The sequence below is a fragment of the Burkholderia sp. MSMB1835 genome (assembly GCF_001526365.1).
GTDB lineage: Bacteria > Pseudomonadota > Gammaproteobacteria > Burkholderiales > Burkholderiaceae > Burkholderia.
The window spans coordinates 1-13,790 of sequence record NZ_LOYP01000044.1 but is presented as its reverse complement, the minus strand read 5'-3'; the positions used below and the strand labels follow the sequence as shown (position 1 = coordinate 13,790).

Here is a 13,790-nt window from a genome sequence, read left to right as displayed (position 1 = left end):
CGTCAAGCGAAGTCGGATGACTGGTGCGCGCGCTCGAGATCCTCGAGAAACGCCTCCACGAGCGGATTCCCGCGGCCGTTGCGCGCGACGACCATGTGGAACGTCACGTCGTAGCGCAGTTGCTCCGGATTGAGCGGCGCGAGCAGCCCCTGCGCGACGTAAGGCGCCGCGAAATGCTGCGGCAGGTAACCCAGATGGTGGCCGGACAGGATCAGCAGCGCGACGGCCTCCATGTTGTCGGCGGTCGCGGTCACGCGATCGGGCGTCGTCGACAGTTGCGCCTCGGGCAGCGGATACGAGCGCCACGCCCATTCGAAGCCGGCGACGTCGGCCGGCGTCAGCGTGCCCGCGCCGTCGAACAGCGGATGGCCGCGGCCGCAATACGCGACCTGACGCTCGACGAACAGCGGCGTGTAGTGAAGCGACGGCACGCGATGCCAGAAGTAGCCGACCGCGATCTGGATCTCGTCGCTCAGCAGCTTCTCCTCGAGATCGCCGGGCGCGCGCACCGAAATCGAAAAGCGCACGGCCTCGTCGCGGGTACGGAACGCGGCGATCGCCTCGGCGATCCGCGCATTCTGGCTCACCGGCGTATGGCCGATCAGGCCGATGTTCAGCGTGCCGACCAGCTGGCGGTCCATATGCCGCGCGGCGATCCCGAATTCGTCGAGCGCCGCCAGCAGCTTGCGGCTCATCGCGTGGAACCGCTCGCCCTTCGGCGTGAGCCGGAAGCCGCTGCGGCCGCGTTCGCAGAGCCGATAGCCGAGCCGCGTCTCCAGCGACGACAACTGCGCGCTGATCGTCGACTGGCCGACGTTCAGCACGGCCTGCGCGGCCGACACGCCGCCCGCGTCCGTGACCGCGAGAAACACGCGGATCAACCGCAGATCGAGGGTCGACAGATTCCCCAGCACGTTCATCCCCTTCCATACATCGACGACGATCGATGTTTACGTCGATATCTTCGCATTCTTCTTTCCCGACGGAGCGCGTAAAACTGTGCGCCAGACCGCGTCGCATGATACGGCAACCCCACCCCGGAAGAGACACCCCATGAACGACCACACCCATTTCCAGCCGCTCGGCGGCAATGAAATGCCGCGCTGCGGCGGCATCGCGACGATGATGCGCCTGCCGCACGTGGCGAGCGCCGAAGGCCTCGACGCGTGTTTCGTCGGCGTGCCGTTCGATCTCGGCACGTCCAACCGCACGGGCGCGCGCTTCGGCCCGCGCCAGATCCGCACCGAATCCGTGCTGCTGCGCCCGTACAACATGGCCACGCGCGCCGCCCCCTTCGATTCGCTGCAGATCGCCGACATCGGCGACGTCGCGATCAATCCGTACAACCTGCACGATTCGATCGCCCGCATCGAGGCCGCGTACGACGCGATTCTCGAGCACGACTGCAAGCCGATCACGCTCGGCGGCGACCATACGATCGCGCTGCCGATCCTGCGCGCGATCCACCGCAAGCACGGCAAGGTTGCATTGATCCACGTCGATGCACACGCCGACGTGAACGACACGATGATGGGCGAAAAGATCGCGCACGGCACGCCGTTCCGTCGCGCGGTCGAGGAAGGCCTGCTGCACGGCGACAAGGTCACGCAGATCGGCCTGCGCGGCACCGGCTACGCGGCCGAGGATTTCGACTGGTGCCGCGAACAGGGCTTCCGTGTCGTCCAGGCGGAGGAATGCTGGAACAAGTCGCTCGCGCCGCTGATGGAGGAAGTCCGCGCGCGCGTCGGCGATACGCCCGTCTACATCAGCTTCGACATCGACGGCATCGATCCGGCCTACGCGCCGGGCACCGGTACGCCGGAAATCGCGGGCCTCACGGTACCGCAGGCGCTCGAGATCATCCGCGGCGCGAAGGGGCTGAACATCGTCGGGTGCGATCTCGTCGAAGTCGCGCCGCCGTACGACCCGTTCGGCACCACGGCCCTGCTCGGCGCGAACCTCGCGTACGAGTTGCTGTGCGTGCTGCCGGGCGTCGCGTACCGCGACTGATCCCCGCGCCGCCACCATTCCAAATCAGAAGATTCCAGAGGAGCACACATCAAGATGGGGACTTCCGTCAAGCAACCGAAGCGGGCGGCGCTCGCTTCGTTCGTCGGCACCACGATCGAGTGGTACGACTTCTATAGTTACGCGACCGCCGCCGCCATCGTGTTCGGGCCGCTGTTCTTTCCCGGCGAAAACCGCTTCATCAGCCTGCTCGCGTCGTTCGGCTCGTTCGCGGTCGGCTTCTTCGCGCGGCCACTTGGCGGCGTGATGTTCGGCTACCTCGGCGACCGCTTCGGCCGCAAGCGTTCGCTGCTCGCGACGCTGATGCTGATGGCCGTGTCGACGGTCGCGATCGGCCTGCTGCCGACCCATGCGCAAGCCGGCGTGATCGCGCCGATCCTGCTCGTGCTGATGCGCGTGCTGCAAGGCATCGCGGTCGGCGGCGAATGGGGCGGCGCGGTGCTGCTGGCCGGCGAGCATGCGCCCGAAGGCAAGCGTACGTTCTTCGCGTCGTTCGCGCAGCTCGGCAGCGCGAGCGGCCTGATCCTGTCGATGCTCGCGTTCGGCGCGATCAGCACGCTGTCGAAGGACGACATGATGAGCTGGGGCTGGCGCGTGCCGTTCCTCGCGAGCTCGGTGCTCCTGATCGTCGGCTTCGTGATCCGTGCGAGCGTGTCGGAGTCGCCCGAGTTCGAGGAAGTGAAGCAGAGCGGCAACATCGCGCAAAAACCGCTGCGCGAAGCGCTCAAGTACTGGCCGCTGCTGCTGCTCGCGATCGGCGCGAACGTGTACGGGATCGCCGGCGTGTATTTCAGCAACATCTTCATGATCAGCTATGCGACGCAGTTCCTGTCGCTCGACCGGTCGATGGTGCTGCATTGCATGACGATCGTCGCGGTGCTGCAGTTCGTCGTACAGCTTGCGGCCGCGTTCCTCGCGCAGCGCTTCGGCACCACGCGCGTGCTGCTGATCACCGGCGCCTGGGCGATGATCGTTCCGTTCGTGATGCTGCCGCTCGTGCACCTGGGCACGCCGGTGTCGATCACGGTCGGCGTCGGCCTCGCGACGCTCGCGGAATCGGGCTACTACTCGGTGGTGGCGGGCTTCGTCAGCGGCATCTTCGTCGCGCGGATCCGCTATACGGCGATCTCGATCGCCTATCAGGTGTGCGGCGCGCTCGCCGGCGGCCTCACGCCGCTCGTCGCGACGCTGATTGCGCAGAACGCGGCCCCGCAATGGTGGCCGCTCGCGATCCAGTACACGAGCGCCGCCGCACTGTCGTCGCTGTGCGTGTGGCTGATCGCGCGCCGCGTCGGCATCGACGATGCGGGTGCGCCCGGCAAGACGAACGACGCGCTGCCGCGCGGCACGCGCGCCGCGTAGCGCGACGCAGTGCGCAAATGCATGCATGACGACAATCGGCCCGCTTCTTCCGCGGGCCGATTTTTTTTCGTCCGATCGTCGATCGCGACGGCGCTGCCCAGCGCTCGCCGCGTGATTACCGCACCTGGTCGCGCAGCGTCTTCGCGGCGGCGACCATGTTCGTCAGCGCCGGAATCACTTCCGCCCATTGGCGCGTCTTCAGCCCGCAATCCGGGTTCACCCACAGGCGTTCCGCCGGAATCCGCTCGGCCGCCTTCCTCATCAGCCCGACGATGTGATCCTGCGTCGGGATGTTCGGCGAATGGATGTCGTACACGCCCGGCCCGATTTCGTTCGGATACTTGAAGTCGTCGAACGCATCGAGCAGCTCCATGTCCGAGCGCGACGTCTCGATCGTGATCACGTCCGCGTCCATGTCGGCGATCGACGCGATGATGTCGTTGAACTCCGAATAGCACATGTGCGTGTGGATCTGCGTATCGTCCTGCACGCCGTTCGCGGCGATGCGGAACGACTCGACCGCCCACCGCAGGTATTCGCTCCATTGCGCGCGGCGCAGCGGCAGCCCTTCGCGCAGCGCCGCTTCGTCGATCTGGATCACACGCACGCCGGCCTTCTCGAGATCGAGCACTTCATCGCGGATCGCCAGCGCAAGCTGGTAGCACGATACCGAGCGCGGCTGGTCGTCGCGCACGAACGACCAGTTCAGGATCGTCACGGGGCCGGTGAGCATGCCCTTCATCGGCTTGTCCGTCAGCGACTGCGCATAGGCGATCCATTCGACCGTCATCGCCTTCGGGCGGCTGATGTCGCCGAACAGGATCGGCGGCTTCACGCAGCGCGAACCGTACGACTGCACCCAGCCGAACTGGCTGAACGCGTAGCCGTCGAGTTGTTCGCCGAAGTATTCGACCATGTCGTTGCGCTCGGCTTCGCCATGCACGAGCACGTCGAGTTCGAGCGATTCCTGTTCGCGGACACTGCGCTCGATCTCGGCCCGCATCGCCGCGCGATAGCCGGCTTCGTCCAGCGCGCCGGCCTTGAACCGGCTGCGCGCCTGGCGAATGTCGGCGGTCTGTGGGAACGAGCCGATCGTCGTCGTCGGGAACGCCGGCAGGTTCAGGCGCGCCGACTGCTTCGACGCACGCTGCGTATAGGGGCTCGCGCGGTTGCCGAGCTGCGCGTCGATGCGGGCGATCGCGGCCTTCACCGCCGGGTTGTTCACGCGCGGCGAGCGGCGGCGCGAATCGATCGCGGCGGCATTCGCGGCGAGCGCGTCGACCACCTTGTCGCGACCTTCGTTCAGCGCGGTCGCGAGCACCTTCAGCTCGTCGAGCTTCTGCAGTGCGAACGCGAGCCACGAGCGGATTTCCGCGTCGAGCTTCACCTCGCTCGCGAGATCGACCGGCACGTGCAGCAGCGAGCACGACGGCGCGAGCCACAGCCGGTCGCCCAGTTGCTTCGCGAGCGGCTCGAGCCAGTCGAGTGTCGCGTTCAGATCCGTCTTCCAGATGTTGCGGCCGTTGATCGCGCCGACCGACAGCACGCGATCGGCCGGCAGTTCACGCACCAGCGCGTCGACTTCGTCGCGTGCATTGATCGCATCGATATGCAAGCCGTCGACCGGCAGCGACGCCGCGAGCGTCAGGTTGTCCTGAAGCTGCCCGAAGTACGTGGCGAGCAGCAGCTTGATGCGGCGAGTTTCCAGCGCCGCGTATGCGGTACGGAACGCGCGGCGCCATTCGGCATCGAGCTCGGTGACGAGAATCGGTTCGTCGATCTGCACCCATTCGACGCCCTGCGCGGTCAGCGTGTCGATCAGCGCACCGTACACCGGCAGCAGCTTCGGCAGCAGCGCGAGACGATCGGAATCGTCCTTCGCCTTGCCGAGCCACAAGTACGTGACCGGGCCGAGAATCACCGGCTTCGCAGGCACGCCCTGCGCGTTCGCTTCGGCCAGTTGCTGCAGCAGACGCGACGGATCGAGCGAGAAGTTCGTGTCCGCATGGAACTCCGGCACGATGTAGTGGTAGTTCGTGTCGAACCACTTCGTCATTTCGCCGGCCGCGACACCGCCGCAGCACGCGGCGTGCTCCTGCGCCGACTGCGCCGAACGGCCGCGCGCGACGCGGAAATAGTTGTCGAGCGCATCGCCGTGGAAATCCTGCACGCGCTTCGGCAAGTTGCCGAGCGTGAAGCTCATGTCGAGCACTTGGTCGTAGAACGCGAAGTCGCCGATCGGCGCGAGGTCGAGATCGCGCTGGTCGTGCCAGTGACGCCGGCGCAGCTCGGCGCCGAGCGCCGTCAGTTCGTCGCGCGACGATTCGCCGTTCCAGTAGCGTTCGAGACCGAACTTGAGTTCGCGCTTCGCGCCGATGCGCGGAAAACCGAGGTTGTGTGTCGTGACCATGAAGCTGCCGTCCAGAGAAAAGATGAAGATCCGGCAGCCATCATAGGGATTTCAAACCATGAAATAAAATGGCATTATTTCATTCATCCATTAATATGCTTCATGTATTTGCTGCATGAGCGCGATCCATGCTGGAACGATTCCATCTCGTCGTCATTCGCGAAGTCGAGCGCCAGGGCTCGCTGACCGCGGCGGCCAATGCGCTGCACCTCACGCAATCGGCGCTCAGCCATACCGTCAGGAAAATCGAGCAGCAGCTCGGCACGCCGATCTGGGACCGGGAAGGCCGCGGCCTGCGGCTCACGCAGGGCGGGCAGTATCTGCTGAAGCTGGCAAACCGGCTGCTGCCGCAGTTCGAGCTTGCCGAGGAACGGATGAGGCAGTACGCGAAGGGCGAGCGCGGCACGCTGCGCATCGGGATGGAGTGCCACCCGTGCTATCAGTGGCTGCTGAAGGTCGTCTCGCCGTACCTGTCGTGCTGGCCCGACGTCGACGTGGACGTGAAGCAGCGCTTCCAGTTCGGCGGCATCGGCGCGCTGTTCGGTTACGACATCGACGTGCTCGTGACGCCCGATCCGCTGAACAAGCCGGGGCTGCGCTTCGATCCCGTGTTCGACTACGAACAGGTGCTGGTGGTCGCGGATTCGCACCGGTTCGCGCATGTCGACTACGTGAGCCCCGAGCAACTGACCGACGAGATCCTGATCACGTACCCGGTCGAAACCGACCGGCTCGACATCTACAACCAGTTTCTGACGCCGGCCGGCATCGTGCCGAAGCGACACAAGTCGATCGAGACCACCGACATCATGTTGCAGATGGTCGCGAGCGGGCGCGGCGTGGCCGCGCTGCCGCGATGGCTCGCCGACGAGTACGCGGACCGGATGCCGGTCGTGCCGGTCAAGCTCGGCAAGCAGGGCATCGCGAAGCAGATCTTCCTCGGCATCCGCGAAGCGGACGCATCGATCGACTATCTGGCCGCGTTCGTCGCGCTGGCGCGCGAATCGACGTGGAGCGCGCCGCGCATGCTGCGCTAGGCGCGTCCGGTTGTCTCGCGCGTCAGGCGGCGCGCATGCCCGCGCGTTCGCCGCGCTCGACCCACGCGCCGAACAGCAGGCCGATCGTCGTCCACATGATCACCTGCATGCCGATGGCCGCCACGCGGAATTTCCACAGCAAGGCCGCCGGGAAATCGGCCGGCAGTTCGCTGACCGACGGCAGCCCGATCTGCACGGCCGCGATGATCGCGACGAACACGAGCCCCGCGACGATCGACGCGTTCCATTGGCCAAGCTTCGCCAGCAGATGGCGACGCACGCCGACCGAGAACACCATCGTCGCGACCGAGATCGCGATCATCAGGAAGAACAGGCCGGTGCGATAGCCGATCGTGTCGGGGTCGCCGACCGACGGCGGATTGGCCGGGTACTTGAGGTTCGGCACGATCACGAGCGCGACGAACGCCGCCAGCGCGAGCCACGCGGCCAGCGGCCGTGCCGGCAGGCGACTGCCTCGTCCGTATGCATACGCGAAGACCAGCGAGAACAGCCCGCCGAATGCCGCGCCGTAGGTCACAACACCCGTCAGCAACCCGAGGCCGGCCTGCGTGTGGCGGCTGACCAGTTCGGGTTCCGGCGCCTCGCCTTGGGCGGCGGCGGTTTTTTCCTCGAAGGAGATCGCCTGATCGACTTGCGGTTCGCCGACCATTTTCGCGAACCCGAACGTGAGAAGCCCCGCGGCGATGCCTGCGAGCATCCCGCGCATGAGCAGCTTTCCGACCATCTTTTTACTCCGCGTCAGTGGCAGGGAAAGCCGAGCAGATGGCGGCCGTCGTGGACGAATTCGTGGACGTACATGCCCGGCACGAGCGACGTCGCGCCCTGTTCCGCGCCGACGAAATAGAGTGCGAGCAGCAGGATCAGGCCGACGAACACGGCCCACGGCAACAGTTCACGGACGGGAATGGGTGCCGGCACGACCGCCGGCTTCAGCACTGCTTCGCTCATGGATGCACCTCAGGGGAATCGCGCCCCGACAAATGATGGATGGGTACGAAGGCAGGTCTGGCTTCCGGGATCGTCGATTCCCCGGTTACAGTGGCGCGACCGCGCCGGAATTGCACCGGCTTCCGCGTTTCGTATCGGGCGAATTGTACGCGCGAACGTTCGCGTATTGAAGCGATGACACACGGCAAGTGCGCACCACTCCCGATCGTCCGACAACCGACATGACCCTGCATGCCTCGCTGCACCTGATCGCACACGCATCGACCCGCGCAATGCGCACCGGCACGTTTCCCGACGACGATCCGCTCGACGCGCACGGGCTGGCCGAAGCCACTGCGCTGCGCGGCCGCTGGACGATCGGTGCCGGCTCGCTCGTGCTGTGCAGCCCGGCGCGCTGCGCGAGGCAGACCGTTGACGCACTCGGACTGCACGCCGATATCGACGATGCGCTGCGCGACATCGATTACGGCAATTGGCGCGGCAAGCGGCTGCACGATCTCGCGCGCGACCTGCCCGACGAACTGGCGGCGTGGATCGGCACACCGTCCGCGTCGCCGCATCGCGGCGAATCGTTCGACGCCGCCGCGCGTCGGGTCGGCACGTGGTTGAGTGCACTGCCGCTCGATCGCGACGTCGTCGCGATCACGCATGCGCCGATCGTCCGCGCGGCCATCGCGCATGTGCTGCGGATCGGTACCGGGGCGGCCACACGCGTCCGCGTCGCGCCGCTGTCGTGCACGACGTTCGTCGCGTCGCCGGACGGCTGGACCCTGGCCGCGACGGACGATGACTCGCGCGACACCGGCGCGTAAGCCGCTGTCGTGTTCACTATGTGAGCGGACGATGCGCCCCCGACGCATCGCATGCCGCCGTCCGCCTTACATCCCGTAAGACACACCGTTCGTTATCCCGACTGTCATCAAACTGACTGCTAGCCGCAGCTAGGATCGGACGAGGTTCCCTTACGAGATGTCGTCATGAATCAACCTGCTTCGTCCGCCCCGAACAATTCGGCCTCCGTCGCGCGCACCCGGCAGATCGGCTATACGGTCTTCCTGCTGGTGCTCGTGCTTGGCGCCGCCTATATCGCCACGCACCTGGTCGACGATCTGTCGCCGGTCCGCGAAGGGTCGATGTTCCCGTACCTGCTGCTCGGCGCAGCACTGCTGATCGCCCTCGGCTTCGAGTTCGTCAACGGCTTCCACGACACCGCGAATGCGGTCGCGACCGTGATCTATACGCACTCGCTCACGCCGAACGTCGCGGTGATCTGGTCGGGCATGTGGAACTTCCTCGGCGTGATGGTCTCGAGCGGAGCCGTCGCGTTCGGCATCCTGCAGTTGCTGCCGGTCGAGCTGATCCTGCAGGTCGGCAGCGGCTCGGGCTTCGCGATGGTGTTCGCGCTGCTGATCGCCGCGATCGTCTGGAACCTCGCGACCTGGTATTTCGGGTTGCCGTCGTCGAGCTCGCATACGCTGATCGGGTCGATCATCGGTGTCGGGCTGATGAACCAGTTGATGCACGGGCCGTCCGGCACGAGCGGCGTCGACTGGGGCCAGGCGCTCGGCGTCGGCAAGTCGCTGCTGCTCTCGCCCATCGTCGGCTTCCTGTGTGCGTCGCTGTTGCTGCTCGTGCTGAAGGCCGTCGTGCGGATTCCCGAGCTGTACAAGGAACCGCCGAAGGACCAGCCGCCGCCGTTCTGGATTCGCTGCCTGCTGATCCTCACCTGCACCGGCGTGTCGTTCGCACACGGGTCGAACGACGGACAGAAAGGGATGGGCCTGATCATGCTGATCCTGATCGGCACGGTGCCGACCGCGTATGCGCTGAACAAGGCCGTCACGCCCGCCGAATCGCAGACCTTCGTGGCGGTCGCGAACCAGGCGGCTGCGACGTTCGGGAAGTATACGAACGGCGTCGCGCCTTCCTCGAATCCGCGCGCCGATGTCGAACACTACGTGCAGCATCGCGAACTGACGCCCGCCGTGCTGCCGGCCGTGGCGCAGTTGTCCACGTCGCTCGCGACGGCCGTCGGCGCGTCGGGCTCGATGGCGGCCGTGCCGCAGCGCGACGTCGACAACGTGCGCAACACGATGTATCTGGTATCCGAAGCCATTCGCCTGATCGAGAAGTCGGGCCAGCCCGCATTCGCCACCGACGACAAGCTCGCGATCGACAACTATCGCAAGCAGCTCGACCACGCGACCAAGTTCATTCCGACGTGGGTGAAGGTTGCCGTCGCGATCGCGCTGGGTCTCGGCACGATGGTCGGCTGGAAGCGGATCGTCGTGACCGTCGGCGAAAAAATCGGCAAGCAGCATTTGACGTACGGACAGGGTGCATCGGCCGAACTCGTCGCGATGCTGACGATCGGCGCCGCCGACATGTACGGGCTGCCCGTGTCGACGACACACGTGCTGTCGTCGGGCGTCGCGGGCACGATGGCGGCGAACGGCTCCGGGCTGCAATGGAGCACGGTGCGCAGCCTCGTCCTCGCGTGGGTGCTGACGCTGCCGGCGTCGATCGCGCTGGCGGCAGGGCTTTACTGGTTGTTCAGGTCGCTGGCTTGATCGGCGACACGGCGGGTGGCAAGCGATAGCCGGCCATCCGCCGCGGCAGGTAGGGTCTGTCGTCTCTCCGTCTCTCCGTCTCTCCGCTTCTCCGCCTCTCCGCCTCTCCGCCTCTCCGCCTCTCCGCCTCTCCGCCTCTCCGCCTCTCCGCCTCTCCGCCTCTCCGCTTCGGCACGTCGCCGCATTTAGTGTGTCGACGCCGTGCCTACAACATTTTCCCGTCCGAATTAAAGCGCAAGATCTGGAGCGTACCGGCACACGAACGCCGCTAGACTGGGTTCATCAACTTTCGTGAATTCGACCGTGCGCGATCGCACGGCGCCACACTGCCGATGCCTCGAGGTACGCCCGTGAACATTGCCGATCTGCAACCTGCCGTCGAACCGCTGGACATCGCACAACGCGTCGGCACGCTCGACTGGCCGAGCATCGAGGCCGAGCTCGATCGCTACGGATGCGCGCGCGTACCGGGCCTGATGTCGGCAAGCGAGTGCGATGCACTCGCGTCGCTCTATCCACGCGAGGCGCTCTATCGTTCACGTGTCGTGATGGCGCGGCACGGCTTTGGCCGCGGCGAGTACAAGTATTTCGCGTATCCGCTGCCAGCGGTCATCGCCGAACTGCGCGCGACGATCTACCCGCATCTCGTGCCGGTCGCGAATCGCTGGAACCAGGCGCTCGGCATCGACGTCCGTTATCCGAAAGACCATGCGACGTTCCTCGATCGCTGCCACGCGGCGGGACAGACGCGACCGACGCCGCTGATCCTGCAATACGGCGCCGACGACTACAACTGCCTCCACCAGGACCTGTACGGCGAGCACGTGTTTCCGCTGCAGGTCGCGATCCTGCTGTCGGCGCCGGGCCGCGATTTCAGTGGCGGGGAGTTCGTGTTGACGGAACAGCGACCCCGCATGCAGTCGCGTGCGGAAGTGGTGCCGCTGACGCAAGGTGATGCAGTGATCTTCGCGGTACACGGCCGGCCAGTGCAGGGAACCCGTGGCGTCTATCGCGTCAATCTGCGTCATGGCGTCAGCCGGATTCGAAGCGGCCACCGCCACACGGTCGGCATCATCTTCCATGACGCGCAGTAGCGGGAATCGAAACAGCTGCGCTGCTGCCGCGCCGCTCATTGCGCATCGCATTCATGGTCGTCCCCGCACCGCACGCCGTCGTTCGGAAAACGACCGACCAAGCATGGCCGGCCGGAAGGCCGACTCGGCCGAGGGACGGAAGGCCGGTTGCGCTGACTGTCGGGCAAGCGCGGCCGCAACGCATCAGCGCTTCCGGTAAACGCCGAAAAACACGCGCCCTCACCTGCCTCCCCGCCAATACGATTGGCAGTCCGGCCTATCCGCGCGCCACGTTGGCCCGCAGCCGATCGCCGGCATCGGAAGCCAGCCGGGCATAGCCCGGCAACGTCAGCAGTGCGAGCACGCCCGCCGCGACGAACGCCCAGCGGAAATCGTCGAGCACGTAGTGCATGCCGGCCGCATCGCCGCGCCCCCATGCCGCGAGCCGCAGCGACAATGCACCGAACGCGATCCCCATTCCGATCGTCATCTGCTGCGCGGCGCTCCACAGCGTGCTCGCCGCGCTCGTCTGCTGAGCCGGGATATCCGCATAAGCCAGCGTCGCGAGCGTCGTGAACTGCATCGACCGCGTGAGCCCGTAGACGAATACGACGAGCAACGTGATCGCCAGCGGCGTCGACGCGGTCAGCCAGCCGCATGCGATCGTGACGATGCCGACGATCGTCACGTCGACGAGCGCAACGCGCCGAAAGCCGTAACGGTCGAGGATCCACGATGTGCCTGCCTTCATCCCGAGATTGCCGAGCGCGCTGGCGAGCAACAACAGCCCCGACTGGAACGGCGACAGCCCGAAGCCGATCTGGAACAGCAACGGCAGCAGGTACGGGACGGCGTTGATCGCCATCCGCGTGATCGAGCCGGTGATCACCGTCACGGAGAACGTCGGCACTTTCAGCGTCGTGAAATCGAGCAGCGGATGCGCGCAGCGTCGCGCATGCAGCCATGCGGCGATGCCGAACAGCACGCTTGCCCCCACCAGGACACCCGCGCGCGTGAAGTCGACATCCTGCTGGCCGGCTGCTTCGGTGCCGATCAGCAGGCAGGTCAATGCGCCGCCGGCCAGCACGAAACCGACCCAGTCGAGCGGCCGATGCTCGTCGGCCCGCGTGTTCCGGACGATCAGGCAGGTACAAACGAGCGCCGCGACGCCGAACGGGACGTTCAACAGGAAGATCCATCGCCACGATGCATAGGTCGTGATGAAGCCGCCGACCGGCGGCCCGACGACGGGCGCGACGATGCCCGGCCACGTGATCGTCGCGATCGCGCGCATCAGCCTCGCCTTCTCGGTACTCCGCACGACGATCATTCGCCCGACCGGCACCATCATCGCCCCGCCGACGCCCTGTAGCAGCCGGGCAGCCGTGAACGACATCACACCTTCGGATAGCCCGCACAGCACCGACGCGCCGGTAAAGACGACGATCGCGCTCGCGAAGACCGTCCGCGAGCCATAGCGATCCGCGATCCAGCCGCTGATCGGGATGAACACCGCCAGCGCCAACATGTAGGCCGTCATCCCGAGGCTCAGTGCGTTCGGCCCAACGCCGAACGAACTGGCCATTTGCGGCAGCGCGGTCGCGATCACGGTCGTGTCGAGATACTCCATGAAGAACGTCGCGGCGACGAGATAGGGCAAGAAGTCGGTCGTCCGACCACCTTGAGCGGGGCTGTCAGTCATGAACGATGCAGGAGACGGAATGCAAAGGACACCGACCGCCGGCGGATGCAACCAAGCACCGTGAGATCGGGACGAACGGCGATATTACTCCGAAGGACTTACTCCCTGCTCTGCCGAGCATGTCGCGCGAATGAACTTTATGCGCATAGATTTTTATGCGATTTCGCACTGCGTTCGCTGCATGATGCCCGGGACGCGGCGCATCGAAGATGCGCCAAGACAAGGGGGATTTTGCGTCAGAAAGCGATGTTTATTGATCATCGTTGATCAACATCGCTCATCACCGGCATCACAACGCCGTCGCCGGATGTGCAGCACTGACGGAATCGATCCCGAAGACGGATGGTACGGTTGGTGGAAGGAGGGGCTGGGAGATTCTGGAGGGCACAACCACGGAGTGCTCGAGAACAGCGGAGCGCTAAATTGACGGTCCGGCACTGCAATTGATTGCGGCGGTGGAGTGCTAACGCCGATAGGCCGGGTGACGTTTTCCGCCTGCACCGCGTATTTCCGCCGCGCCAATGCAAAAACCCCCGCCTGATCGGGCGGGGGTTTCTGGCTTAGGGAGCCTGACGATTACCTACTTTCACACGGGAATCCGCACTATCATCGGCGTAGAGTCGTTTCACGGTCCTGTTC

Annotated in this window: 11 protein-coding genes and 1 riboswitch; of the genes, 6 read left to right on the top strand and 5 right to left on the bottom strand. The window is 65.7% G+C overall.

Features of this window, described 5'->3' with window-relative positions:
* Positions 1-2: 2 nt before the first annotated feature.
* Positions 3-914, bottom strand: a complete 912-nt coding sequence (locus tag WS96_RS19815; protein WP_059782891.1) for a LysR family transcriptional regulator — start codon at positions 912-914, stop codon at positions 3-5.
* A gap of 139 nt (positions 915-1,053) precedes the next feature.
* Here WS96_RS19815 and speB point away from each other — a divergent pair, with 139 nt between their 5' ends.
* On the top strand, positions 1,054-2,010 hold the full coding sequence (gene speB, locus WS96_RS19810; RefSeq protein WP_011353980.1) for an agmatinase: 957 nt from the start codon (positions 1,054-1,056) through the stop codon (positions 2,008-2,010).
* A 54-nt stretch (positions 2,011-2,064) separates the two neighbouring features.
* Positions 2,065-3,390 (top strand): MFS transporter, encoded by a 1,326-nt coding sequence (locus WS96_RS19805; protein ID WP_059823512.1) that lies wholly within the window; start codon positions 2,065-2,067, stop codon positions 3,388-3,390.
* A 115-nt stretch (positions 3,391-3,505) separates the two neighbouring features.
* Here WS96_RS19805 and metE read toward each other — a convergent pair whose 3' ends face one another.
* Positions 3,506-5,800 (bottom strand): 5-methyltetrahydropteroyltriglutamate--homocysteine S-methyltransferase, encoded by a 2,295-nt coding sequence (gene metE, locus WS96_RS19800; protein ID WP_059834759.1) that lies wholly within the window; start codon positions 5,798-5,800, stop codon positions 3,506-3,508.
* A 128-nt stretch (positions 5,801-5,928) separates the two neighbouring features.
* On the opposite strand from metE, the gene WS96_RS19795 reads away from it, so the two are divergent.
* Positions 5,929-6,837 (top strand): LysR family transcriptional regulator, encoded by a 909-nt coding sequence (locus tag WS96_RS19795; protein ID WP_059834757.1) that lies wholly within the window; start codon positions 5,929-5,931, stop codon positions 6,835-6,837.
* Between the two features lie 22 nt (positions 6,838-6,859).
* On the opposite strand, the gene WS96_RS19790 is transcribed toward WS96_RS19795, so the two are convergent.
* The gene (locus tag WS96_RS19790; protein WP_059834755.1) at positions 6,860-7,582 is read right to left on the bottom strand and encodes a CbtA family protein; all 723 of its coding nucleotides are present in this window, start codon (positions 7,580-7,582) and stop codon (positions 6,860-6,862) included.
* Between the two features lie 14 nt (positions 7,583-7,596).
* Positions 7,597-7,806 (bottom strand): CbtB domain-containing protein, encoded by a 210-nt coding sequence (locus WS96_RS19785; RefSeq protein ID WP_006488502.1) that lies wholly within the window; start codon positions 7,804-7,806, stop codon positions 7,597-7,599.
* Positions 7,807-7,839: 33 nt separating this feature from the next.
* Positions 7,840-7,978, bottom strand: a riboswitch (cobalamin riboswitch).
* Between the two features lie 49 nt (positions 7,979-8,027).
* Between WS96_RS19785 and WS96_RS19780 the strand changes: the two genes are divergently transcribed.
* The 3 genes from WS96_RS19780 (at position 8,028) to WS96_RS19770 (ending at position 11,470) form a co-directional block, all read left to right on the top strand.
* A complete protein-coding gene (locus WS96_RS19780) occupies positions 8,028-8,618 on the top strand; it encodes a histidine phosphatase family protein (RefSeq protein WP_059834753.1) in 591 nt (196 codons plus the stop codon).
* 165 nt (positions 8,619-8,783) lie between these two features.
* On the top strand, positions 8,784-10,376 hold the full coding sequence (locus tag WS96_RS19775; RefSeq protein WP_034204108.1) for an inorganic phosphate transporter: 1,593 nt from the start codon (positions 8,784-8,786) through the stop codon (positions 10,374-10,376).
* A gap of 332 nt (positions 10,377-10,708) precedes the next feature.
* Entirely contained in the window at positions 10,709-11,470 is a 762-nt protein-coding gene (locus WS96_RS19770; RefSeq protein WP_059834751.1) for a 2OG-Fe(II) oxygenase, read from the top strand.
* 256 nt (positions 11,471-11,726) lie between these two features.
* Here WS96_RS19770 and WS96_RS19765 read toward each other — a convergent pair whose 3' ends face one another.
* On the bottom strand, positions 11,727-13,151 hold the full coding sequence (locus WS96_RS19765) for a DHA2 family efflux MFS transporter permease subunit (RefSeq protein ID WP_059834749.1): 1,425 nt from the start codon (positions 13,149-13,151) through the stop codon (positions 11,727-11,729).
* Positions 13,152-13,790: the final 639 nt, after the last annotated feature.